Source organism: Nocardioides anomalus (assembly GCF_011046535.1).
GTDB lineage: Bacteria > Actinomycetota > Actinomycetes > Propionibacteriales > Nocardioidaceae > Nocardioides > Nocardioides anomalus.
In genome coordinates, this window is the sequence record NZ_CP049257.1 from 1,524,019 (window position 1) to 1,546,423 (window position 22,405).

A 22,405-nucleotide genomic window follows, 5' to 3' on the forward strand; every position below is an offset into this window, starting at 1 on the left:
CCACCCACGGCGGCCGCGTCGGCCCGTCGCTCGTCAGCCACCTGCAGACGGACGGTTGCATGTCGGCGGAGTCGGTGCAATGCTGTGGTTGCACGTCCCGACCCGAAGGAGACCACCGTGACCGACACCGGCACCGACACCGAGCTCGACCGGATCGAGCGCAGCATCGACATCGACGCACCCGCCGACCGGGTCTGGGCCCTGGTCCAGCGGCCCGGCTGGTGGATCAACGAGCAGGAGGTCGACGCCAACCCCGAGCTGCGCGAGGAGGACGGGCACACCGTGCTGGTCCACCCGACGTACGGCGAGTTCCGGCTGCGCACGCTGGAGCAGGACGAGCCGCGCTACGTGGCCTTCCACTGGGTCGACAACGTCGCGCCGGAGGCCGGGACGACGGTCGAGTTCTGGATCGACGAGCGGCCGGGCGGGGTCACCCTGCGGGTGGTCGAGAGCGGGTTCTCGCGGCTGCGCAAGGACCGGGCCGCGATCGACCAGCAGATCACGGAGAACACCCACGGCTGGGAGGTCGAGCTCGAGGCCGCCCGCCGGTTCGTGCTGCGGTCCGCCGCGTGAGCGCGACCGGTGAGCTGACGCCGGTGTTCGCCGCACTCGGCGACGACACCCGGTGGGCGATCCTCGCCCGGCTGGGCGAGGCGCCCGCATCGGCCTCGGCGCTGGCCCGTGAGCTGCCGGTCAGCCGGCAGGCCATCGTCAAGCACCTCGAGGTCCTGACCGCGGCCGGCTTGGTGGAGTCCGAGCGGCGGGGTCGTGAGCTGGTGCACCGGGCGCTCGGCGGTCGGCTCAGCGACGTGGCGCGCGAGTTGGAGCGGGTGGGCCGGGCCTGGGAGCAGCGCCTGCTGCGGATCAAGAAGCTCGCGGAGAGGGACTAGTCCTCAGCGGCGGGTACGTCGTACCCGCCGGCGCAGCTGCAGGATGCGCAGGAGTCCGGCGAGCAGACCCAGGAACAGCCCGGCCGCGGCCGCGATGAGCAGGGCCACGGCCACGGGGACCTGGCCGTCCCAGGCCAGGAACGAGACCGTGGTCTTCCGGGTGTTCTGCGCGATGAAGATGATGAGGAGCAACAGCACCAGGCCGAGGCCGACGGTGGCCGCCCAGAAGCCGCTGGTCCGCGAGCCGCGCAACGGGTCGTCCCCGTCCTGGTGCCGCAGCTCTTCCTGGAGCAGCTCGTCGCGGGCGGCGGAGTCGTCGGTCATGCCCTCCGGTACCCAGCGACCCCGTCCCGACCGGCTAGCCGGCAGCGACGAGGACCACAGCAGCCGCGCAGAGCGCGAGGCCGGCGCCCTGGGTCCGGTGCACCCGCTCGCGCAGCAGCACGGCGGCCAGCACCACGGTGAACGCCGGGTAGAGCGACGTGATGACCGCGGCCACGCTGAGGTAGCCCTGCTGGGTGGCGGCCTGGAACAGTCCGGTGGCGAGCGCGCCGAGCACGCCGCTGACCGCGCCGCCGAGGGCCCACCGGTTGCGCGGCACCCAGTCCTGGCGCAGCACCAGCGCGACGACCACGATGACCACGCCGGCCACCAGCTGGTTGAGGGCCAGCGGCAGGTAGCCCGCCTCCTCCGGGATCTGGCCGAGGGCCGCGAACAACGCACCGAAGCCGAGCCCGGCCAGGACGCCGTCGAGCACGCCCGAGCCGGCCGCCGGGGGAGCGCCGGCCGCCGTGGCGGCCGGCTCCCTCGACACGAGCCACACGGCCGGCAGGGCGAGCACGACGCCGGTCCAGACGAGCAGCCCGGGTCGCTCGCCGGTCACCACGGCGACGGCCACGGGTACGACGACCGCCCCGACTCCCGAGACCGGCGCGACCACCCCCATCCGCCCGGACGACAGCCCGCGGTAGAGGAACGCCGTGCCGAAGCCGTTGCCGACGCCGGCCAGCGCGCCCCACGCGAAGTCCGACGCGGCGGGGTCACCACCGTCGACGAGGGCGTAGACCAGCACGCACGCCGTACCGGCGACCTGGGCCATCAGCGAGACCGCCCAGGCCCCGCCGCGCTTGGAGAAGATGCCGCCGTTGAAGTCGCCGAAGCCGTAGGACACCGCGGCCAGCAGCGAGAGCAGGACCGTCACGTGGCCAGGACCCCCGCCACCCAGACGCAGGTGGCCGCGACGCCGGCGACCAGCTCGATGACGATGCTCAGCCCGACGGCCCGGAGCGCGTGCTTGGTCGACGGCCACGCCGAGGCCGAGCCGACCCGGCGCAGCTCGGCGAGGTAGACCCCCAGCACGAAGCCGAGGAACAGCCCGAGGACCGGGACCACGAAGAAGCCGACGACACCGACCAGCGCCCCGGCCCACTGGGTCGAGGCGGGCACGCCGACCTCCTTGAGCCGCCGGTTGGGTATGAGGTACTTCACGACGGTGCCGGCCACCAGCAGGGCCGCGACCACGGCGAACACGACCCACGCGGTCGCGCCGCCGACGTACCACGACCAGACCAGCACCCCGCCGAGGATGAGCACGGAGCCCGGCAGGATCGGCACGAGGATGCCGACCAGCCCGACCGCGATGGCCAGGGCCACGAGCACCTCGACGCCGTTCACCCGAGGAGCCTGTCACAGTCCGGGGCAAGCAGAAGGCCCCGGATCCTGTCGGATCCGGGGCCTTGCAAGCCGGTACGGTGCGGGCCGGTCAGCGCTCGACGTTGGGCGCGGACGCGGGCTTGTCGTGGAGCTTGTCCGTCTCGTCGACGAGCGCCACGGCGATCTCCTTGAGCTTGTCACCGTGCTCACGAGCGTGGTGGGCACAGAACAGGAGTTCACCGCCGGACTGCAACTCGACTCGGAGGTAGGCCTGGGCCCCGCAACGGTCGCAGCGGTCCGCTGCGGTCAGCGGAGAGCTGGGAGCGACTGCAGTGTTCACGACGGCCTCATTTCTTCATCTGGTGTCGTGGGTTGAACGTAGACAGGGTCTCCAAAGATTCCCCGGCGACGTCAGTTCCCCTCAGACATCCCAATCCAACCACGGAAGGTGTTCCCGCCTGCGCGGTGTCCCACTCCCGGACCAAGTGTGTGGTCCAGAAGACCTCGCTGGGGCGAGAACGGTGAAGCCTGGTGCGGTGGTGCTCGGTTCGCTTGCTGATCCCTGCAGGTTGCTGCTGTGCGGTCACGGTAGACCCGGCCTGCAGGCGAGCCTCCGTGGTGGTTCGGCGTGTCGTAGGTAGATTCGGTTCCACCACGGTATCCGGATGCCACATGGTCCAGACACGTTCGAGGAGAGCCCGATCGACACCGCCTACAACGCCGCACACCTCCTGGTCCTCGAGGGCCTCGAGGCGGTCCGCAAGCGGCCCGGCATGTACATCGGCTCCACCGACACCCGCGGCCTGATGCACTGTCTGTGGGAGATCATCGACAACGGCGTGGACGAGGCCCTGGCCGGCGCCGCGCACCACGTCGAGGTCACCCTCCACCCCGACGACTCGGTCGAGGTCCACGACGACGGCCGCGGCATCCCGACCGACAGGGAGCCCCGGACCGGGCTGCCCGGGGTCGAGGTGGTGGCCACCAAGCTGCACGCGGGCGGCAAGTTCGGCGGCGGCTCGTACGTCGCCACCGGCGGTCTGCACGGCGTCGGCCTGTCGGTCGTGAACGCGCTCTCGGCCCGCATGGACATCGACGTGCAGCGTCCGCCGTCAGAGCAGGGGCTGTCCTTCAAGCACGGGGTGCCCGGGGTCTTCGAGGGCGAGGGCCCGAAGGCGAGGTTCACGCCCCAGTCCGGCCTGACCCGCAAGGGCGGCCGGGTGGCCAAGAACCGCTCCGGCACCCGCATCCGGTTCTGGCCGGACCGGCAGATCTTCACCCAGGACGCGACGTTCGAGTTCGACGGACTGCTCGGCCGCGCCCAGCAGACGGCGTTCATCGTGCCGGGCTTCGAGCTGGTCATCCGCGACCTGCGCGGCCCGGAGCGGCGCGAGGAGAAGTTCCGCCACGAGGGTGGCATCGCCGAGTTCGCCGACTTCCTGGCCAAGGACGAGCCCGTCACCGAGATCCTGCGCCTGCAGGGCAGCGACACCTTCACCGAGACCGTTCCGGTGCTCGACGAGCAGGGCCACATGACGCCGCAGGAGGTCGAGCGCGAGCTCCTGGTCGACGTCGCGGCGCGCTGGGGGACCGGCTACGACACCGAGCTGCGCTCGTTCGTCAACGTCATCGCCACCCCCAAGGGCGGCACGCACGTGAGCGGCTTCGAGCAGGGGCTGCTGCGTACCTTCAACGACGCCATGAAGGCGGCGCGCGTGCTGCGCGCGAACGACGACGACGTCACCAAGGACGACGTGCTCGAGGGCCTCACCGCCGTGGTCACCGTGCGGCTGGCCGAGCCCCAGTTCGAGGGCCAGACCAAGGAGATCCTGGGCACCCCGCAGGTGCGCACGGTCGTGCGCAAGGTGGTCTCGGCGGAGCTGAAGAAGTTCCTCACCTCGACCAAGCGGGCCGAGAAGGCCCAGGCCAAGCTGGTGATGGAGAAGGTCGCCAACGCGGCCAAGACCCGCATCGCCGCGCGTACGCACCGCGAGACCCAGCGCCGCAAGAACGCGCTCGAGTCCTCCGCACTGCCCGCCAAGCTCAACGACTGCCGCGCCACCGACGACCGCAGCGAGCTGTTCATCGTCGAGGGCGACTCCGCGATGGGCACGGCCAAGGCCGCCCGCAACTCCGAGTTCCAGGCGCTGCTGCCCATCCGCGGCAAGATCCTCAACGTCCAGAAGGCCTCGGTCGGCGACATGCTCAAGAACGCCGAGTGCTCCTCGATCATCCAGGTCGTCGGCGCCGGCTCCGGGCGCACCTTCGACCTCGAGGCCGCGCGCTACCAGAAGATCATCTTCATGGCCGACGCCGACTCCGACGGCGCCCACATCCGCTGCCTGCTGGCCACGCTGTTCTTCAAGTACATGCCCGAACTCGTCCGCGAGGGCCGCGTCTACACCGCCGTGCCCCCGCTGCACCGCATCGAGCTGTCCAACCCCAAGAAGGGCATGGACAAGTACGTTTACACCTATTCCGACGACGAGCTGCAGCGCAAGCTCGCCGAGCTGACCAAGAAGGGCGTCACCTGGAAGGACCCGGTCCAGCGCTACAAGGGCCTCGGCGAGATGGACGCCGACCAGCTGGCCGAGACCACCATGGACCCCCGCCGCCGCACCCTGCGCCGCCTCACCGTCGACGACGCCGAGTCCGCCTCGGAGATCTTCGAGCTCCTCATGGGCTCCGACGTCGCCCCTCGCAAGGAGTTCATCGTGCAGGGGGCGTACGAGATCGACGCGGACACCCTCGACGCCTGACTGGCTCCGCTCGCTCACGGGCTGGAACTCTCGATCCGTCGGCCGGGCGCCGCGCACCGCCGTTCGGCGAGCCCACCTGTCGTCGAGGTCGTCTTCTCGGGCGGCCGGCGCTGAACGGCCACTCACTACGGTGAACGGGTGAGTGCGGACGCCGAGGCCCTGGTCGCCGCCGCGACCGCCCTGGTCGAGGCGGCCGCCGACGGGGCGGTGCACACCGTGGCCGCCGCGGGGCTCACCGTCGGCGGCCGGGTGGTGACCGGGTTGAACCTCTCGCACTTCACCGGCGGCCCGTGCTCGGAGCTGGTGGTGCTGGCCAACGCGGCGGCGGCCGGCGACGGACGACTCGTGCTCGTGGTGGCCGTGGGCAACCGCGGACGCGGCGTGATCGCGCCGTGCGGTCGGTGCCGGCAGGTGCTGCTGGACCTCCAGCCGGACGTGGCGGTGCTGGTGCCCGACGCGGGCGGCGCAACCCGGGCGGTGCCGGTCCGCGAGCTGCTGCCGGAGGCCTACGAGTGGCAGGTGCAGCGGGCGCCGGCGGGGGAGCGGCGAGCGGAGCCGACGTCGTGATGGGGACCGTCGGCAGCGTCACGGTGGCGGACACCGTCGAGCTGTGGCCGGTCTACGACGCGGTCTTCGGCGACCACGCGTCGTACGACGAGTGGCGGGCTGAGGTCTGGGACCGGCACGTCGAGCGCGAGGGGTTCCGGCTGGCGCGGGCGCGGCGCGACGGCGAGCTGGTGGGGTTCGCCTACGGCTACACCGGGCAGCGCGGGCAGTGGTGGACCGACCACGTGGCCGCGGTGCTGGAGCCGGCGGTGGCCGAGGAGTGGCTGGGCGGGCACTTCGAGCTGGTGAGCATCGGGGTGCTGCCGTCGGCGCGGGGTGCGGGCGTGGGCGGTCGGCTGCTGGAGGCGGTGTGCGCGGGGTTGGCGCAGGAGCGGTGGCTGCTGACGACGACGGCCGATGCGGCGGACCCGGCCCGGCGGATGTACGCCGCGCACGGGTGGTCGGTGCTGGGGCCGGGGATCGGCCCGGGGACGGTGGTGCTGGGCAGGCTCAACCCTGCTGCGGGTGGTCCGTGAGCCAGTCCGCGACGGGGACGGGCCGCCGCTGGTCGTAGCCGACCGGAAGGCGCACGTCGCCGCGGGTGGTGAGGTAGTAGACGTCCCAGTGGTAGTAGCCGAGGTAGGCGCGCGGGTCGCGCTGCATGACCTCGGCCAGGCGGGTGACGCCGCGGACGTAGTGCTCGGAGTTGTTGTAGCGGTAGAGCGCCTGCGCGATCTGCCCGCGGCCGCCGCCGTTGTGGGCGAGGTAGCGGGCGGCGGCCAGGATCGCGTCGTGCGGGTCGTCGATGTCGCCGCGCCCCCAGCGGTCCCAGGTCGAGGGCAGGAACTGCATCGGCCCCTGGGCGCCGGCCACCGAGGTGCCGCGGATCCGGCCCATCGCGGTCTCGACGAGGTTGATGGCGGCGAGGTACTCCCACTCCACGCCGAAGGTGCGCTCGCCCTGCCGGTAGAAGCGCTGCAGGTCCTCGGCGGGCGACGGCGCCACGATCCGCCAGGCGGGGAGGGTGTCGGACAGCGTGGTGTGCATCGCCCGGAACTCCCGGCGCGAGGCCACGTTCGCGCGCACGTCGTCGCGCAGCTCCGCCGGTACGCCGCGCAGCACGGCCGCGTCCCAGCGCGGGTGTGCGCCCAGCTCGCGGTAGGCCAGCTGCTGGGCGCGGGCGGCGCGGACGAGGTCCTTCTCGGACGTCGCGGACGAGCGGACGGCGGGCTCGGCGGCGGCCAGCGCGGCGGCCGCCTCGGCCGCGGTGTGCGGCCGGCTGACCCGTGCGGCGGACCGGGCCGGCGCGGCGGCGGTCGGCGACGACGACGACGGCCTGGGGGACGGGCCGGACGCCTCGGCCGGGGACGAGTCGCCGGCGTCGCTGCAGCCGACCAGGGCGAGCACCCCGGTGAGCACGGCGGCGGCGACGCGCACGGCGCAGACCTAGAAGAGCTGGTCGAGCAGGCCGGTGTCGACGTCGTACATGAAGCCGCCGACGTGGACGGTGTCCGGGATGAGCGGGTGCGAGCGGACCCGGTGCACGTCGTCCTCCAGGGTGCCGATCGGGTCGCCGATGACGCCGAAGGCCTGCCAGGTGGCGTCGACGCCGGCGGACTCGCCGATCTTCTCGCGCAGCTCGAGCTCGGTGTGCCGGCTCATCGCGCAGCGGGTGTGGGGGATGACGAGGATGCGCTCGACGCCGAGCAGGTGCACGCCGAGGACCAGGGCCTCGAGCGCGGGGGAGGTGACCCGGCCGCCGGGGTTGCGGAAGATCTTGGCGTCGCCGGCCTTGAGCCCGAGCATGTTGAGGGGGTCGATCCGCGAGTCCATGCAGGTCACGATGGCCACGCCGGCCCGGGCGATGCCGTCGAAGCCGGCGAGGTCGAAGTGCGCGGCGTACTCGCGGTTGGCGCCGAGGAGGTCGTCGAAGTCACCCACGACTCCGAACCGTACCGGCCGATCAGCCGTGCGCCCGCAGCACCTCGCCCGCGTGGACCGCTCGGGTCGCGGCCCCCCGGAACAGCACCAGCGCGAGCCCGCCGGCGAGGAGCGCGCACACCACGGCGCCGGCGAAGACGGTCTGCTCCTGGGCCACGCCCGCGGCCTTCTGGAGCTCGCGGTACGCCGAGCACATGCGGGGCTCGCCGCAGACGTCGGACACCGTGTCGAGGGCGCCCTGCTCGGCGTAGTAGCGCCGCAGCCCGATCGTGGTCAGAGCGGAGATCCCGACCAGCATCCCGACCATCCGGGCCACGACGACCATCGCCGTGGAGACGCCGTGCACGTCGGGGTCGGTCGAGTCCAGTACCGCGGCGTTGACCGGGGCCAGCGCGAGCCCGAACCCGAAGCCGCAGACGATCAGCGCGACGTTGGACGAGAGGTGCTCCAGGGTGTCGGCGTCCCACTGCGTCATCAGACCGAAGCCGAGCGCCGAGAGCCCCATGCCGGCCGCGGCGACCGCCCCGGCGCTGCGGGTGCGGATGAGGTAGCCGCCCACCACCGCGCCCACCGGCAGCGCGACCAGGAAGCGGACGAGCACGAGCGCGGCCATCAGCTGGGAGGTGCGGTACGTCGTGGTGCGGGCGAAGATCGGGATGTCGATGAGCGCCGCGATCAGGGCCGCACCGACGAAGAAGCTGACGACCACCGCACCCCACGCCGGCGTGCGCCGCAGCGCGCCGCGGGGGAGCAGGGGCGCCTCGGACCGACGCAGGTGGAACACGAAGGCGACGGTGGCGAGGGCGGCGCCGAGGAGGTACCAGAGCCCCTGGTCGGAGAACACCTGCACCTGCGGGTCGGCGGTGGCGAAGGCCAGGATCACCCCGCCCAGGGCCACGGCCAGGAACAGCGCGCCGGTCAGGTCGGCCTCCCGGGCGTTGCGGCCCCACCCGGGCAGGTCGACCAGCGGCCGCCGGGCCGTGGCGCAGCGGACCACGAAGAGTGCCAGCGCGACCATCGGCACCACGCCGACGGGCGTGAGCCAGCGGCCGTCGCCGGCGAAGGGGATGAAGTACTCGCCCCAGCGCAGGTCGCGGACCAGCTCGGCCGGGCGCAGGAAGACGATGGCGCCGGACACCAGGGTGACCAGGAGCAGCAGCGCGCCGAGCAGGTCCGGGCGCCCGCGCGCTCGGGCCGGGGCGCGGCCGCCGGTGGCGCGGAGGGCGGCGGCGAGGACCAGACCGGCGGCCAGGTTGACCGCGAAGATCGCGGGCCACGACGACACGGCGAGGACGACCGCGCCGTACAGCGGGCCGAGGACCGAGCCGAGCTCCTGGACGGCCGAGACGACGCCGAGGGGTACGCCGCGGCGCTCGGCCGGGTAGAGGTCGGCGACCAGCGCGAGGGTGGCCGGCACGAGCCCGCCGCCGCCGACGCCCTGCAGGAAGCGGCCGGTGACCATGCTGGGCAGGTCGTAGGCCAACGCCGTGACCAGCGAGCCGACGGCGAACACCACGAGCGCGGCGGTGAGCACCGGCAGCCGGCCGCGCAGGTCGGCGATCCGCCCGATGAGCGGCAGCATCGCGACGTAGCCGAGCAGGAAGCCGGACACGATCGGGGCCGCGCGCTGGAGCTCCTCGATCGGGATGCCGACGCTGCCCATCATCTCGGGCAGGGCGAGCACGACGACGTAGGTGTCGGCGGCCGCGAAGGCCACCGCGACGGCGGCCAGGGTGAGCAGCAGCCGCGGCGACCGCCCGGTCACGGCACCGTCACGGCGCGGTGATCTGCTTCTCGGTGCCGTAGTCGTCGAGGGTCAGCGTGTAGGTGACCTCGCCGGCCTTCTCGCCGTAGAACGCGCCGGTCAGCACCGCCTGGCGCAGCTGGTCGTCGTTGCTGATCGTGTAGGTGAAGTCGAAGTCGCCCGCGGCGTCGGGGATGAGCGCGGCGACGGCGTCGCTGGGGACGGTGCCGGTGTACTCGGTGAGGATCTCCTTGTTGTCCGACCCGCCGCGGACCTGGTCGCCGGCCTTGGCGTCGGTGGCCTGGGCCAGCAGCCCGGAGAACCCGCCGTCGGGGTCCATGAGCTTCGCCGGGTCGGGGGCGCCGTAGTCGGCCGGGTCGATCTCGGTCCAGTCGGGGAGGAGCAGCGAGTTCTTGGCGTAGGTCGTGCCACCCACCGCGATGACGTCAGCGGTGGCCGGCAGGCCGTTGACGCTGAGGTCGAAGCTGCCCTCGAACGCCGAGGGGTGCACGCCGGTGCCCTCGGCCGAGCTGATGCCGGTCACGCCGTCGGGCAGGTTCTTCGTCGACAGCGTGATGGCCACGCCGGTGGTGTCGTCGAGGTTCTTCTTCGCGGCGGCGAGGACCTCGGCGGGACTGGCCTGGCTGCCCCCGTCACCGCCCCCGCTGCCCCCGCTGCCGGAGTCGTCGCCGCTGCACGCGGTCACCGTGAGGGCGAGGGCGAGCACGAGCGGGGCGGCCAGCCGGCGCGCAGGTCGCTTCACGCCCTCAGCCTTGCACACCCTCGTCCGCGCCGAAGCGCGCCAGTCGCGCGCCGACCGGACCCGCCACGGCGGCGATCGCCTGGCTGCCGGGCAGGCCCGAGCCGTCCCGCTTGCCGGTGGCCTCGGGCAGCTCGACGGGCGCCCCGCTCGCGGCCGCCGCGCGGGCCGGCGCGTCGCCGGCCCAGGCCGTCACCAGGGTGTCCTCGCCCTTGAGGAAGCGGTGGGAGCGCACGCCGCCGGTCGCGCGGCCCTTGCCGGGGTACTCGGCGAACGGCGTCACCTTGACCGCGCCGGCCTCGGTGCCAGGGAGGGCGGTGGACGAGCCGCTTGCGGTGACCACGACGTTCTCCGCGCCGGCCTCCAGCACGCCGAACCACACCACGCGCTCGCCGCCGGTCACCCGGACGCCGGCGATGCCGCCGCCCGAGCGGCCCTGCGGCCGGACCGCGTCGGCGCCGAAGTGCAGCAGCTGGGCGTCGCTGGTGATGAAGCACAGCGTCTCGGTCCCGGTGGCCAGCTCGGCCGCGCCGACGACCTCGTCGCCGTCGTCGAGCCGGATGACCTCCCACTCGTCCTTGCCCAGCACCTCGGGGTTGACCCGCTTGACCACGCCCGACCGGGTCCCCAGGGCCAGGCCCGGCCCGTCGGAGGCCAGCCGACTCAGGGCCAGCGCCCGCTCGCCCGGCTCGAGGGAGACCAGCTCGCTCAGCGGGAAGCCGCCCTGGAGGTTGGGGTCGTTGGCGCTCGCCGGCAGCGCCGGCAGGTCCAGCACGCTCACCTTCACCAGCCGGCCCCGGCTGGTCAGCAGCCCGACCTCGCCGCGCGCCGTGGTCGGCACCGCACTGACCACCACGTCGTGGTTGGCCCGGCCGCCGCCCTCGCCGACCGGCTCGCTGCTCGACGTGCGCGCGAGCAGACCGGAGGAGGACAGGAAGGCGAAGCACGGGTCGTCGGCCACCTCCAGCGGCGCGGCGGCCGCGGTGACGGTGGTCCCGGCGGACTCGAGCAGGACCGTGCGGCGCGGGGTGCCGTAGGTCTTGGCCACCTCGGCCAGCTCGTCGGAGACCACCTTCTTGAGCAGCGCCTCGTCCGCGAGGATCGCCTCGAGCTCCTCGATCTCGCGGCGCAGGGTCTCCTGCTCCTTCTCCAGCTCGATCCGGCTGAAGCGCGTCAGGCGCCGCAGCTGCATCTCGAGGATGTAGTTGGTCTGCGCCTCGCTCAGGTCGAAGACGCTCATCAGCCGCTCGCGCGCCGTGGCCGCGTCGTCGCTGGTCCGGATGACCTGGATGACCTCGTCGATGTCGACCAGCGCGATCAGCAGGCCGTCGACCAGGTGCAGTCGCTCGGCCTTCTTGTCGCGGCGGTACTGCGTCCGGCGGCGCACCACGTCGTAGCGGTGGCCGAGGAAGACCTCGAGCAGCTCCTTGAGCCCCAGCGTCCGTGGCTGCCCGTCGACCAGGCACACGTTGTTGATGCCGAAGGACTCCTCCATCGGGGTCAGCTTGTAGAGCTGCTCCAGGATCGCCTCGGGCACGAAGCCGTTCTTGACCTCGATGACCAGGCGGGTGCCGTGGGTCATGTCGGTGAGGTCCTTGACGTCGGCGATGCCCTGGAGCTTCTTGCCCTGGACCAGGACCTTGATCCGCTCGACGATCTTCTCCAGGCCCACGGCGTACGGCAGCTCGGTCACCACGATGCCCTTGCGCCGGCCCACGGCCTCCACGCGCGCGGTCGCCCGCATCCGGAACGAGCCCCGCCCCGACACGTAGGCGTCGCGGATGCCGTCCAGGCCGATGATCTTGCCGCCCGTCGGCAGGTCCGGGCCCGGGATGAACCGCATCAGCCCGTCCACGTCGGTGCCCGGGTGCACGATCAGGTGCCGCAGCGCCTGGACCACCTCGACCAGGTTGTGCGGCGCCATGTTGGTGGCCATGCCCACCGCGATGCCGGTCGTGCCGTTGACCACCAGGTTGGGCAGCGCGGCGGGCAGGACCACCGGCTCCCGCTCGCGCGAGTCGTAGTTGGGCTTCCAGTCGACCGTGTCCTCGTCGATCGACGCCGTCATCGCCACCGCCGGCGGCGCCATCCGGCACTCGGTGTAGCGCATCGCCGCCGGCGAGTCGTCCGGCGACCCGAAGTTGCCGTGCCCGTCCACCATCGGCACCCGCATCGCCCACGGTTGGGCCATCCGGACCAGCGCGTCGTAGATCGCCCCGTCGCCGTGCGGGTGCAGCCGGCCCATGACCTCGCCGACGACGCGGGCCGACTTGACGTGGCCGCGGTCCGGGAAGAGCCGCATGTCGTTCATCGTGTAGAGGATCCGCCGCTGCACCGGCTTGAGGCCGTCGCGTGCGTCCGGCAGGGCACGGGAGTAGATGACCGAGTAGGCGTACTCCAGGAACGACGACTCCATCTCCTGGCGGATGTCGGTGTCGAGGATGTGCTCCTCGAAGTCGTCGGGGACCTCCTGGGGGGTGTTGCGGCGGGGCATGGAGTCATCTTCTCCCGGGGGGTTGCATGAGGGTTGGGCGGCGCGCCGCTTCGCGGTTGGGGTTGCTGGACTGGGGGCTGCGGCTCGTGGTGCGGGCTCTCGGGTCCGGCCGCCTGTGGACTGACCCGGCCCCCGCCGGACCGCGACCCCCTCACCGAACGCAACCGACGCCGTGTTGCACGCGACTGCTCCCAGCGTGGTTGCGTCCGGTATGCGTGCCCCACGCCGCGGGTCTAGCGTTCGGCGAGGGGGCTGCGGTCCGGCGGGGGCCGGGTCAGCCCACAGGCGGCCTGGTCTGGCGGCGGCACCCTCGCCTTCGCCTTCACGTGGGTGGGTGGGGTGCGGTTCGGGTTTTCGCAGATCGGGAACGCAAGCGTGGCCGCCAGAGGCGGCCGCGCATTGCGGGCGGGGCGTGCCCCGCCCTTGAGCGCGTCTTACCGCCCCGACCGGGTCCCGCTGTCAAGGACGAACTCCCGATGGCCGAAGGCCCCCGCAGTTCGCCGCTTGCGGCGCCGAAGGCGTCCTTGACAGCGGGAGTCGGGGTGGTAAGCGCGCGGCCGCTACGCAATTGGTCCCGTCGAGGACGAGAACGACACCGGTCCAGCGGGAGCCAGAGAAACCCGGAGAAGACCTAAGCGATCGTCATGCCCCCGTCGACCGCCAGCGTCTGGCCCGTGATGTACGCCGCGGCGTCGGAGGCCAGGAAGACCACCGTCGCCGCGAGCTCCGCCGGGTCGCCCTTGCGGCCGGCGGGGATGCGGTGGAGCTGGGCGTCGAGGTAGCCCTCGGGGTAGGCGTCGGTCATCTCGGACTCGAAGAAGCCCGGCGCCAGCGCGTTGACGCGGATGCCCTTGCGGCCGGTCCACTGCTGGGCCAGGTCGCGGGTGAGGCCGATCAGGGCGGCCTTGGAGGCGCTGTACGCCGCCTGGGGGAGGCCGCCGGTGGTGAGGCCGAGGACCGAGCTGATGTTGATGATGCTCGAGCCCGGCGGCATGACGCGGCCGCAGGCCTGGGCCATCCAGTAGCAGCCGTTGAGGTTGACGTCGATGACCTGGCGGAACTGCTCGGGGGTCTCGCGGGTGGCGGGGACGGCGGTGCCGATGCCGGCGTTGTTGACCAGCACGTCGACGTGGCCGAACTCCTCGACGGCCAGGGCGACCAGGTCGGTGCAGGACTGCGGGTCGGACACGTCGGTGCCGTGGGTGAGGGCGCGGCGGCCGGCGGCGGTGACGAGCTCGGCGGTCGACTCGAGGCGGTCCACGCGGCGGGCGCCGAGGGCGACGTCGGCGCCGGCTTCGGCGAGGGCCTGGGCGAAGGCGACGCCGAGACCGCTCGAGGCGCCGGTCACGACCGCGACCTTGCCGTCGAGCCGGAACCGGTCGAGGACGGGGGTGGAGGGCATGGCGCGGAGCCTAGTGTGAGGCCATGCAGCCCCAGCGCGGCCAGGTCGTCACCGTCTTCCGGAGCCGGCTGCGTCGAGACGAGCGGGCGCTCGCGGCGTACGCCGACCACGCGGCGCGGATGAGCGAGCTGGCGCGGGCGGTGCCCGGGTACGTCGAGCACAAGGTGTTCACCGCCGAGGACGGCGAGCGGGTCACGCTGGTGACCTTCGCGGACCGCGAGGGCCACGAGACCTGGGCGCGGGACCCGGAGCACCGGGAGGCGCAGCGGGCGGGGGTCCGGGAGTACTACGAGGAGTACTCCATCAGCGTCGGCGCGGTCGAGCGGGCCAGCTCATGGGCCCGGGACGGGCGGGCGGAGGCCACCGGGGGGTAGTGGTCCCCGCCGCGCCGCGGTCCCGGACTTTTCTCGTGGGGCTCCACGTTCCCTCTCGTCTGGACAAGTGTCAAGGATTGTCTTGACAACTGTCCGGATCGGTCTGGACCCCTCGGCGCCCCGGCTGCGACCATGGACCGGTGATCCCGTCCACTGGTTCTCGGCGCACGCCTGCGGACCGTCACGACGACCGCCGCCAGGAGCTGGCCGAGTCCGCCCTGCTCACCCTGGGGGAGCTGGGCTACGCCCGGACCAGCCTGCGCGACATCGCCGGCAACTCGCCGTTCAGCCACGGGGTCCTGCACTACTACTTCGCCGACAAGCTCGAGCTGGTGCTCTACAGCATCACGCACTACAAGAAGGTGTGCGCGCGTCGCTATGACGGCGTGGTGGCGTCGGCGACGACCGAGGCCGAGCTGCTCGACGGGTTCGCCGAGAAGCTGGTCGAGACGATCAGCACCGAGGCCCCGATGCACCGCCTCTGGTACGACCTGCGCGTGCAGAGCATGTTCGACGCCCGCCTGCGCGAGACCGTGCTGGTCATCGACGGCTGGCTGCGCGACATGTGCTGGCGCGTCGTGACCCGCTACTCCGAGCTGGCCGACCGCGAGGTCGCGCTCGACCCCGACTCGACGTACGCCGTGCTGGACGGGGTCTTCCAGGCCGCGCTGCTCGGCCACGTGACCGGCGACGAGCAGGCCCTGCCCCGCCTCGTGGGCCAGGTGCACGGTCTGCTCCCGATGACCCTCAGCCCGCTGCCCCGCACGGTCTGAGCAGACCCCACCCGCCTCCGGTAGGCTTGTCCCGTGGCCAGGACCCTGCTCCTTACCCAGCCGCGTTGACCACGCACTGACGTCGACGCGGCCGCCCCTCTGCCCGAGGGGCTTTTTCATGCCCGGGACCAGGATCCAGAAGAGGAACGACGATGACGACCAACGAGCAGGAGCAGACGACCGGGACGGCGTACGACGTCCACGCGGTCCAGCAGAAGTGGCGCCAGGTGTGGGACGGCCTGGACGCCTTCCGCGCCGGCAGCGGACCCGAGGGCGCGGAGAAGCGCTACGCGCTGACGATGTTCCCCTACCCGAGCGGCGACCTGCACATGGGCCACGCCGAGGTGATGGCGCTGCACGACGTGATCGCGCGCTACTGGTGGCAGAAGGGCCACGACGTCCTGAACCCCATGGGCTGGGACTCCTTCGGCCTGCCCGCGGAGAACGCCGCGATCCGCAACGACGAGCACCCGGCGACCTACACCTACGCCAACATCGACACCCAGTACGAGTCGTTCCGCAACTACGCCATCAGCTTCGACTGGTCGCGCCGGTTCAACACCAGCGACCCGGAGTACTACACCTGGACGCAGTGGCTGTTCCTGAAGTTCCGTGAGCGCGGGCTGGCCTACCGCAAGAACAGCCCGGTCAACTGGTGCCCGCACGACCAGACCGTGCTGGCCAACGAGCAGGTCGTCGACGGCCACTGCGAGCGCTGCGGCACCGAGGTGACCAAGCGCGAGCTGACCCAGTGGTACTTCAAGATCACCGACTACGCCCAGCGGCTGCTGGACGACATGGCGCCCCTGGAGGGCACCTGGCCCGAGCGCGTGCTGACCGCGCAGAAGAACTGGATCGGCCGCTCCGAGGGCGCGCACGTGACCTTCGCGGTCGAGGGCCACGACCCCATCACCGTGTTCACGACGCGGCCGGACACGCTGTACGGCGCGACGTTCATGGTCGTCGCGGCCGACGCGGCGCTGGCCCAGAGCCTGGTCACCGACGAGCAGCGCCCGGCCCTGGAGGCGTACCTGGAGCAGGTCCGCCGGTCCTCCGACATCGAGCGGATGGCCACGGACCGGCCCAAGACCGGTGTCTTCCTGGGCGTGCACGCGACCAACCCGGTCAGCGGCGAGCAGGTCCCGGTGTGGGCGGCCGACTACGTGCTGGCCGACTACGGCACCGGCGCGATCATGGCGGTGCCCGCGCACGACCAGCGCGACCTGGACTTCGCCCGGGCCTTCGACCTGCCCGTGCGCACGGTGGTGGACACGGGCGAGGAGGACCCCGAGACGACGTACGTCGCGACGACCGGCGACGGCACCTACGTCAACTCCGGACCGCTGGACGGGCTGAGCGACAAGGCCGCCGGCATCCGCGCCATCACCGAGCAGCTGGAGGCCGACGGCGTCGGCAGCGGCACCGTGAACTTCCGGCTGCGCGACTGGCTGCTGAGCCGTCAGCGCTACTGGGGCTGCCCGATCCCGATCATCCACTGCGAGAAGGACGGCGAGGTCGCCGTCCCCTACGACCAGCTGCCCGTCGTCCTGCCCGACCTGCGCGGCGCCGACCTGAAGCCCAAGGGCGTCTCGCCGCTGGCCGCGGCCGAGGACTGGGTGAACGTCGAGTGCCCGACCTGCGGCGGCCCGGCCAAGCGCGACAGCGACACGATGGACACCTTCGTGGACTCCTCGTGGTACTTCCTGCGCTACTGCTCGCCGCACTTCACCGACGGCCCGTTCGACGAGGCCGCGGTGCGCGAGTGGATGCCGGCCGACATCTACGTCGGCGGCGTGGAGCACGCCGTGCTGCACCTGCTGTACGCGCGGTTCTTCACCAAGGTCCTGCACGACATGGGGATGATCGACTTCGTCGAGCCCTTCGCGGCCCAGATGAACCAGGGCCAGGTCATCAACCAGGGCAAGAAGATGTCGAAGTCGCTGGGCAACGGCGTCAACCTGGGTGAGCAGCTGGACGCCTACGGCGTCGACGCGGTCCGGCTGACCCTGGTCTTCGCCGGTCCGCCCGAGGACGACATCGACTGGGCCGACATGTCGCCCGGCGGTTCGCTGCGCTTCCTGCAGCGCGCGTGGCGGCTGAGCGGCGACGTCGCCTCGGCGCCGGGCACCCCGGTCGAGGACGGCGACCCGGCCCTGCGCCGGGTCACCGCGAAGACCGTGCACGAGGCCGACGAGCTGCTGGCCGGGCTGCGCTTCAACGTCATGGTCGCGCGGGTGATGGAGCTGGTGAACGCCACCCGCAAGGCCATCGACTCGGGCTGCGGCCCGGCCGACCCCGCGGTGCGGGAGGCCGTCGAGGCCGTCGCCGTGCTGCTGTCGCTGGTCGCGCCGTACACCGCCGAGGAGATGTGGTCGCGCCTGGGCCACGAGCCGACCGTCGCGCGCGCCGGCTGGCCGCACGTCGACCCGGCGCTGCTGGTCGAGTCCTCGGTCGTCGCGGTGGTGCAGGTCCAGGGCAAGGTCAAGGCCCGCCTGGACGTCGCGCCCGACATCTCCGCCGCCGACCTGGAGGCGCTGGCCCTGGCCGACCCCGCCGTGGTCCGCGCGGTCGAGGGTCGCGAGGTGCGCCGGGTCATCGTCCGCGAGCCGGCGCTGGTCAACGTCGTCGTCTAGCTCCTAGGGCGTCTCCTCCTGGAACCCGAGCACGGCGCGGGTCATCGCGTTGCGGGTGTCCAGGAGGTCGGCGAGCGCGGCGTCGAGGTCGTCGGCGCCGACCCGGATCTCGGCGTCGTCGCCCTCGGCCGCGGCCACCACGGCGGCGCGGCGCAGCAGCTCCTTGAGGAACGACGCGGTCACGCCGTCGGTGCGCTCGACGACGTCGTCGAGGCGGGTGGCGTCGAGCTCGAGCCGACCCCGGTAGAGGTCGAGCAGCCGGCGCCGGCCCGCCGCGTCCGGCAGTGGCACGTGCACGGCCTGGTCGACCCGGCCGGGCCGCGCGGCCAGGGCCGGCTCGAGGAGGTCGGCCCGGTTGGTGGTGAGCAGGAAGACCACGTCGGCGTCCTCGTCGAGGCCGTCCATCTCGTTGAGCAGGGTGAACAGCATCGGCGTCTCGCCGCCGTAGTGGTCGCGCTGCTCGGCGATGAGGTCGACGTCCTCGACCACGATCATCGCCGGCTGGAGCGACCGGGCGATCGAGCACGCCTCGCGCAGGGCGTGGAGGCTCTCGCCGGTGAGCTCGACGATGGTGGTGTCGGCCAGCTCGCTCATCAGGTAGCGCACGGTGTGCGTCTTGCCGGCCCCCGGCGGTCCGTAGAGCAGCAGCCCGCGCTTGAGGTGCTGCCCGGCCGCGCGCAGCCGGTCCCGGCTGCGGGCCACGCCGACCACCTGACGGCGGATGTCGCCGAAGGTGGCCTCGGGGAGGATCAGCGCGTCCTGGCCGACGCGCGGGCGGGTGCGGAACCTCAGCAGCGAGCCGCGCTCGCCGAACATGTCGCGGCCGAAGGACACGACCTGGCCGCGGTAGACGTTGCGCTCCAGCGCGAGGTCGCGCAGGGACCGGGTGAACGCGCGCGCGGCCTCGTCGCTCGTGGCCACGACCTCGACGCGCACGCCGTTCTGGTCGGACTCGTGGTCCGGGCCGCGGACCAGCGCCGCCAGCCGCTCCTCGCCGTCGCTGGCCAGGACCAGGGCGGCGCGCAGGCACTCCTCGGTCGCGCCGTCCGGACCGGAGGCGCGGGCCACGCGGGTGGTGGCCCCCGGCCGGGTCGCGTGCATCCGCGACACCTCGTCGGCGGCGAGCAGGTCGCCCAGCCCGAACTGACCGCGGTGGCGGTAGTCGGTGAGCCCGACCAGCCGGTGCTCGCGGCCGTCCCCGGCCAGCCAGGCGTCCAGCGCGCGCTGGACGTTGACGTGCTCGTAGCCCGGCCAGCCCTCCTCGGTCACCGGCAGGTCCTCGACCCCGCGACCGAGGTGCTCGGCCACGATCGAGCGGAACGTCGGCTGCTCGTCGGCACGGGCCTGGGCCACGAACCGGCGGACGACCCGGCGGGCGTAGCGGCCCACGTCGGCCAGCTCGGGCGACGCGTCGGGATGGCCGGCCGGTCCGCCGGCGTTCGCGTAGACGATTCTCACTTCGTCACCCTAGGGCGATGAGTCCAGCGGGTTTCCGGGGTCGGAGAGGCATGGCCTCGACGACCGACCTCCTCGCCCACGACGTGCGCGGTGACCTCTCCGCGGGGACGCCGCTGCTGCTGTTCGGCTCGCCGATGGAGGCCGCCGAGTTCGCCACGCTGGTGTCGTTCTTCCCCGACCGGCCGGTGGTGACGCTCGACCCGCGGGGAGCCGGGCGCAACCCGGCCGGGACCGGGCCGCTGACGCCCGAGGAGCACGCGGAAGACCTGTACCGCCTCATCACCGCGCTCGACGCGGGACCGGTGGACTGCTTCGGCACCTCCGGCGGCGCCGTCAACCTGCTGCGCCTGGCCGAGCTGCACCCGGAGGTGCTGGGCGCGGTGGTGGCCCACGAGCCGCCCACGGTCGTCGGGCTGCCCGACGCCGAGCACGTGCTGTCCGCACTCGAGGACATCGTCGCGACGTACCACCGCTCCGGCGACGGGCCGGCCATGGCGAAGTTCATCGCCCTGGTCCTGCACGACGGCGAGGTGGACCGGTCCTACCTGGCCCGGCCCGCGCCCGACCCGACGGCCTTCGGGCTGTCGGCCGAGGACGACGGCTCGCGGACCAACCCACTGATCCGGAACATGCCGGCCTGCAACCGCTACGCACCGGACGTGGCCGCGCTCGGGGCGCTGGGGGAGCGGCTGGTGGTCGCGGTGGGGACCGGCTCCGGCGACACGCTCGCCGCGCGGGGCGGGCGCGCGGTGGCGGCCGCGGTCGGCGTACCGGTGGCGCAGTTCCCCAGCCACCACGGCGGCTTCGTCGCCGGCCAGCCCGGCGCGGACCCCGAGGGCATCGCGCTGAGCCTGCGGGCTCACGTGGAGCGCACGACGACCGGTTAGCCTCGCGTCCATGTCCGTCGTGGTGGTCACCGACTCCACGGCGTGCCTGTCGCCGGAGGTCGCCGCCGAGCGCGGGATCGTGGTGGTGCCCCTGCAGGTGGTGATCGGGGCGGACGTGTACGACGAGGGCTCCCAGGGCGCGACACCGGAGCTCGTGGCCGAGGCGCTCAAGGCCTTCCGGCCGGTCTCGACCTCCCGGCCGACGCCGGCAGCGCTGCTGGAGCTGTACTCCTCGCTCGCCGCCTCCGGCGCCACCGAGATCGTCTCGGTGCACCTGTCCTCGGAGATGAGCGGGACGTTCGAGTCGGCGCAGCTCGCGGCCCGGGACGCGCCGGTGCCCGTCGTGGCGGTGGACAGCCGGCAGGTCGGGGTGGCGACGGGGTACGCCGCGCTGTCGGCGGCCGACGCGGTCTCCTCGGGTGCCTCTGCTCGTGCTGCCGCTGCCGCGGCGGCGGAGCGGGCCGCGCTGTGCTCGTCGCTGTTCTACGTCGACACGCTGGAGTACCTGCGCCGGGGCGGGCGGATCGGCGCCGCCGCCGCGCTGCTCGGCGGTGCGCTCGCGGTCAAGCCGCTGCTCACCATCACCGATGGCCGCGTGGCCTCGCTGGAGCGGGTCCGGACCTCCGGGCGGGCGCTCGCGCGGCTCGCCGAGCTGGCCGTGACCGCGGCCGGGTCGGCGCCCTGCGACGTCACCGTCGCCCACCTGGCCTCGCCCGACCGGGCCGGCCAGCTCCAGACCGAGCTCGCCACCCGGCTCGCCCCGAACCTCGAGGGCCGCGAGGTCGGCTGCGCCGAGCTCGGCGCCGTCCTGGGCGCCCACGTCGGCCCCGGGATGCTCGCGGTGTGCGTCGCCCCGCTGCTCTGAGCCACCGCCTCTCCACAGCCGACGCCCCCGACCGGGTTCTCCACAGGCCCCGCCCGCACCCCCGACACCCGTCGCCGGATCCGCCTACGTTCCCCCCATGCGCACCCGCCCACCCGACCTCTCCCAGGCCGACCTCGACCGGCGCCTGAGCCAGCTGCGCAACGACCTGGCCGGCGTACGAACCGCGCGGCCGGAGGCGGCCCCCCGCGTCGACCCGACCGACGCCTCGTGGTGGGACGAGCACACCCGGACCGCCTCGCCCCGGCCCGCGGCGCGCCCCGCCGCCCGCCCGCTCCCCGGGCCGACCCGCGTGCCGGGTCGCCACCTCGCCGACCGCGCGCACCTGAGCCTCGGCGCCCCGCAGCTGGCCGTCGTCGCGGTCGTCGTCGCCCTCGCCCTGGCCGTCACCGCCTGGTGGCTGGTGCGCGGCTCGGCCCACCCCGCCGACGACCTCGCGGCCGCGCCCGCCCGCGCGCTCGTCTCCGACGCCCCCGCCGTGGAGCCGGTCGTCGAGGCCGGCGCCTCGGCCGCGCCCCCCGTCCGGCGCCGCCTCGCCCGCTCCCGCCGCGGTCACCGTCGACGTGGCCGGCAAGGTCCGCCACCCCGGCATCGCCGTCCTCGACGCCGGCGCCCGCGTCGTCGACGCCCTCCAGGCCGCCGGCGGCGCCAAGCCCGGCGTCGACCTCACCGGCCTCAACCTCGCCCGCGTCCTCGTCGACGGCGAGCAGGTCCTCGTCGGCACCGACCCACCCACCGGCCTCGCCGCCGCGGCCTCACCGCCCCCCGCGGGCTCCGGCTCGGGCGCGACCTCGACCTCGTCCGCGGGCAACGCCCCCGGCACCCCCGCCACCGTGGTCAACCTCAACACCGCCACCGAGGCCGACCTCGACACCCTCCCCGACGTCGGCCCCGTCACCGCCCAGTCCATCCTCACCTGGCGCGACCAGCACGGCGGCTTCTCCAGCGTCGACGAGCTCCTCGAGGTCGACGGCATCGGCGAGGTCACCCTCGGCAAGCTCGCGCCCTACGTCACGGTCTGACCCCCCGTGACCGCCGTCCTCCGTTGCCCGCCACCCCGCACCGCGGCGGCGTCCGCCCTCCCCGCCGGCGCCATGGTCACCGCGCCGTGGCCGACCCGGCGGGCTGACCGCGCCGCTGCGCTCCTCCGCGACCGCGCCGGCCGCCCTTGAAGGCGTGACATCGACTTCGGGCGCCGCCCGCGCCGC

Annotated in this window: 22 protein-coding genes; 11 read left to right on the top strand and 11 right to left on the bottom strand. The window is 73.3% G+C overall.

The window, feature by feature from the left end; translation table 11 throughout:
* The first annotated feature begins 117 nt into the window (after positions 1 to 117).
* Positions 118 to 573, top strand: coding sequence for an SRPBCC domain-containing protein (locus G5V58_RS07720; RefSeq protein WP_165230685.1), 456 nt, complete (start codon positions 118 to 120; stop codon positions 571 to 573).
* Complete coding sequence (locus G5V58_RS07725) at positions 570 to 890, top strand: ArsR/SmtB family transcription factor (protein WP_165230688.1); 321 nt, start codon at positions 570 to 572, stop codon at positions 888 to 890. The genes G5V58_RS07720 and G5V58_RS07725 overlap by 4 nt, the downstream gene beginning before the upstream one ends.
* 3 nt (positions 891 to 893) lie before the next feature.
* Here G5V58_RS07725 and G5V58_RS07730 read toward each other — a convergent pair whose 3' ends face one another.
* The 4 genes from G5V58_RS07730 to G5V58_RS07745 form a co-directional block, all read right to left on the bottom strand.
* On the bottom strand, positions 894 to 1,214 hold the full coding sequence (locus G5V58_RS07730) for a lipopolysaccharide assembly protein LapA domain-containing protein (RefSeq protein ID WP_165230690.1): 321 nt from the start codon (positions 1,212 to 1,214) through the stop codon (positions 894 to 896).
* A gap of 34 nt (positions 1,215 to 1,248) precedes the next feature.
* The gene (locus G5V58_RS07735; protein WP_165230693.1) at positions 1,249 to 2,091 is read right to left on the bottom strand and encodes an EamA family transporter; all 843 of its coding nucleotides are present in this window, start codon (positions 2,089 to 2,091) and stop codon (positions 1,249 to 1,251) included.
* Complete coding sequence (locus G5V58_RS07740; protein WP_165230696.1) at positions 2,088 to 2,564, bottom strand: DUF456 domain-containing protein; 477 nt, start codon at positions 2,562 to 2,564, stop codon at positions 2,088 to 2,090. The genes G5V58_RS07735 and G5V58_RS07740 overlap by 4 nt, the downstream gene beginning before the upstream one ends.
* A gap of 88 nt (positions 2,565 to 2,652) precedes the next feature.
* On the bottom strand, positions 2,653 to 2,883 hold the full coding sequence (locus G5V58_RS07745; protein ID WP_165230699.1) for a DUF7455 domain-containing protein: 231 nt from the start codon (positions 2,881 to 2,883) through the stop codon (positions 2,653 to 2,655).
* A 325-nt stretch (positions 2,884 to 3,208) separates the two neighbouring features.
* Here G5V58_RS07745 and G5V58_RS07750 point away from each other — a divergent pair, with 325 nt between their 5' ends.
* The 3 genes from G5V58_RS07750 to G5V58_RS07760 all read left to right on the top strand — a co-directional run bounded on the left by G5V58_RS07750 (position 3,209) and on the right by G5V58_RS07760 (position 6,384).
* Complete coding sequence (locus G5V58_RS07750) at positions 3,209 to 5,302, top strand: DNA gyrase/topoisomerase IV subunit B (protein WP_165230703.1); 2,094 nt, start codon at positions 3,209 to 3,211, stop codon at positions 5,300 to 5,302.
* A gap of 138 nt (positions 5,303 to 5,440) precedes the next feature.
* Positions 5,441 to 5,869 (top strand): cytidine deaminase family protein, encoded by a 429-nt coding sequence (locus G5V58_RS07755; RefSeq protein WP_165230706.1) that lies wholly within the window; start codon positions 5,441 to 5,443, stop codon positions 5,867 to 5,869.
* Positions 5,869 to 6,384: a GNAT family N-acetyltransferase gene (locus G5V58_RS07760; RefSeq protein ID WP_230487336.1), complete on the top strand. Its 516-nt coding sequence runs from the start codon at positions 5,869 to 5,871 to the stop codon at positions 6,382 to 6,384. The genes G5V58_RS07755 and G5V58_RS07760 overlap by 1 nt, the downstream gene beginning before the upstream one ends.
* Here G5V58_RS07760 and G5V58_RS07765 read toward each other — a convergent pair.
* The 6 genes from G5V58_RS07765 to G5V58_RS07790 form a co-directional block, all read right to left on the bottom strand.
* The gene (locus G5V58_RS07765; protein WP_165230712.1) at positions 6,359 to 7,285 is read right to left on the bottom strand and encodes a lytic transglycosylase domain-containing protein; all 927 of its coding nucleotides are present in this window, start codon (positions 7,283 to 7,285) and stop codon (positions 6,359 to 6,361) included. The two genes, G5V58_RS07760 and G5V58_RS07765, sit on opposite strands and share 26 nt — an antisense overlap.
* Before the next feature lie 9 nt (positions 7,286 to 7,294).
* Complete coding sequence (locus G5V58_RS07770) at positions 7,295 to 7,789, bottom strand: beta-class carbonic anhydrase (RefSeq protein WP_165230715.1); 495 nt, start codon at positions 7,787 to 7,789, stop codon at positions 7,295 to 7,297.
* Positions 7,790 to 7,811: 22 nt separating this feature from the next.
* The gene (locus G5V58_RS07775; RefSeq protein ID WP_165230718.1) at positions 7,812 to 9,554 is read right to left on the bottom strand and encodes an MFS transporter; all 1,743 of its coding nucleotides are present in this window, start codon (positions 9,552 to 9,554) and stop codon (positions 7,812 to 7,814) included.
* Positions 9,555 to 9,561: 7 nt separating this feature from the next.
* Entirely contained in the window at positions 9,562 to 10,296 is a 735-nt protein-coding gene (locus G5V58_RS07780) for an LppX_LprAFG lipoprotein (protein ID WP_165230721.1), read from the bottom strand.
* 4 nt (positions 10,297 to 10,300) lie between these two features.
* Positions 10,301 to 12,787: a DNA gyrase/topoisomerase IV subunit A gene (locus G5V58_RS07785; RefSeq protein ID WP_165230724.1), complete on the bottom strand. Its 2,487-nt coding sequence runs from the start codon at positions 12,785 to 12,787 to the stop codon at positions 10,301 to 10,303.
* 631 nt (positions 12,788 to 13,418) lie between these two features.
* Complete coding sequence (locus G5V58_RS07790; RefSeq protein WP_165230727.1) at positions 13,419 to 14,189, bottom strand: SDR family NAD(P)-dependent oxidoreductase; 771 nt, start codon at positions 14,187 to 14,189, stop codon at positions 13,419 to 13,421.
* Positions 14,190 to 14,212: 23 nt separating this feature from the next.
* On the opposite strand from G5V58_RS07790, the gene G5V58_RS07795 reads away from it, so the two are divergent.
* The 3 genes from G5V58_RS07795 to leuS all read left to right on the top strand — a co-directional run bounded on the left by G5V58_RS07795 (position 14,213) and on the right by leuS (position 17,969).
* On the top strand, positions 14,213 to 14,563 hold the full coding sequence (locus tag G5V58_RS07795; protein WP_165230730.1) for an antibiotic biosynthesis monooxygenase family protein: 351 nt from the start codon (positions 14,213 to 14,215) through the stop codon (positions 14,561 to 14,563).
* Between the two features lie 140 nt (positions 14,564 to 14,703).
* Complete coding sequence (locus tag G5V58_RS07800; RefSeq protein ID WP_165230733.1) at positions 14,704 to 15,336, top strand: TetR/AcrR family transcriptional regulator; 633 nt, start codon at positions 14,704 to 14,706, stop codon at positions 15,334 to 15,336.
* 152 nt (positions 15,337 to 15,488) lie between these two features.
* On the top strand, positions 15,489 to 17,969 hold the full coding sequence (gene leuS, locus G5V58_RS07805) for a leucine--tRNA ligase (protein WP_165230736.1): 2,481 nt from the start codon (positions 15,489 to 15,491) through the stop codon (positions 17,967 to 17,969).
* A 3-nt stretch (positions 17,970 to 17,972) separates the two neighbouring features.
* On the opposite strand, the gene G5V58_RS07810 is transcribed toward leuS, so the two are convergent.
* Entirely contained in the window at positions 17,973 to 19,427 is a 1,455-nt protein-coding gene (locus G5V58_RS07810; protein WP_165230740.1) for an AAA family ATPase, read from the bottom strand.
* Between the two features lie 50 nt (positions 19,428 to 19,477).
* On the opposite strand from G5V58_RS07810, the gene G5V58_RS07815 reads away from it, so the two are divergent.
* The 3 genes from G5V58_RS07815 (at position 19,478) to G5V58_RS07825 (ending at position 22,219) form a co-directional block, all read left to right on the top strand.
* Positions 19,478 to 20,314 (top strand): alpha/beta fold hydrolase, encoded by an 837-nt coding sequence (locus G5V58_RS07815; protein ID WP_230487162.1) that lies wholly within the window; start codon positions 19,478 to 19,480, stop codon positions 20,312 to 20,314.
* A gap of 10 nt (positions 20,315 to 20,324) precedes the next feature.
* Complete coding sequence (locus tag G5V58_RS07820; protein WP_165230746.1) at positions 20,325 to 21,179, top strand: DegV family protein; 855 nt, start codon at positions 20,325 to 20,327, stop codon at positions 21,177 to 21,179.
* A gap of 581 nt (positions 21,180 to 21,760) precedes the next feature.
* On the top strand, positions 21,761 to 22,219 hold the full coding sequence (locus G5V58_RS07825; protein WP_165230749.1) for a helix-hairpin-helix domain-containing protein: 459 nt from the start codon (positions 21,761 to 21,763) through the stop codon (positions 22,217 to 22,219).
* Positions 22,220 to 22,405 lie beyond the last annotated feature (186 nt).

What these genes read in the sequence shown, in the direction of transcription:
- G5V58_RS07790 (WP_165230727.1), bottom strand. Translation starts at nt 14,189, where the DNA reads ATGCCCTCCACCCCCGTCCTCGACCGGTTCCGGCTCGACGGCAAGGTC.
- leuS (WP_165230736.1), top strand. Translation starts at nt 15,489, where the DNA reads ATGACGACCAACGAGCAGGAGCAGACGACCGGGACGGCGTACGACGTC.
- G5V58_RS07730 (WP_165230690.1), bottom strand. Translation starts at nt 1,214, where the DNA reads ATGACCGACGACTCCGCCGCCCGCGACGAGCTGCTCCAGGAAGAGCTG.
- G5V58_RS07750 (WP_165230703.1), top strand. Translation starts at nt 3,209, where the DNA reads ATGCCACATGGTCCAGACACGTTCGAGGAGAGCCCGATCGACACCGCC.
- G5V58_RS07820 (WP_165230746.1), top strand. Translation starts at nt 20,325, where the DNA reads ATGTCCGTCGTGGTGGTCACCGACTCCACGGCGTGCCTGTCGCCGGAG.
- G5V58_RS07760 (WP_230487336.1), top strand. Translation starts at nt 5,869, where the DNA reads ATGGGGACCGTCGGCAGCGTCACGGTGGCGGACACCGTCGAGCTGTGG.
- G5V58_RS07795 (WP_165230730.1), top strand. Translation starts at nt 14,213, where the DNA reads ATGCAGCCCCAGCGCGGCCAGGTCGTCACCGTCTTCCGGAGCCGGCTG.
- G5V58_RS07785 (WP_165230724.1), bottom strand. Translation starts at nt 12,787, where the DNA reads ATGCCCCGCCGCAACACCCCCCAGGAGGTCCCCGACGACTTCGAGGAG.
- G5V58_RS07815 (WP_230487162.1), top strand. Translation starts at nt 19,478, where the DNA reads ATGGCCTCGACGACCGACCTCCTCGCCCACGACGTGCGCGGTGACCTC.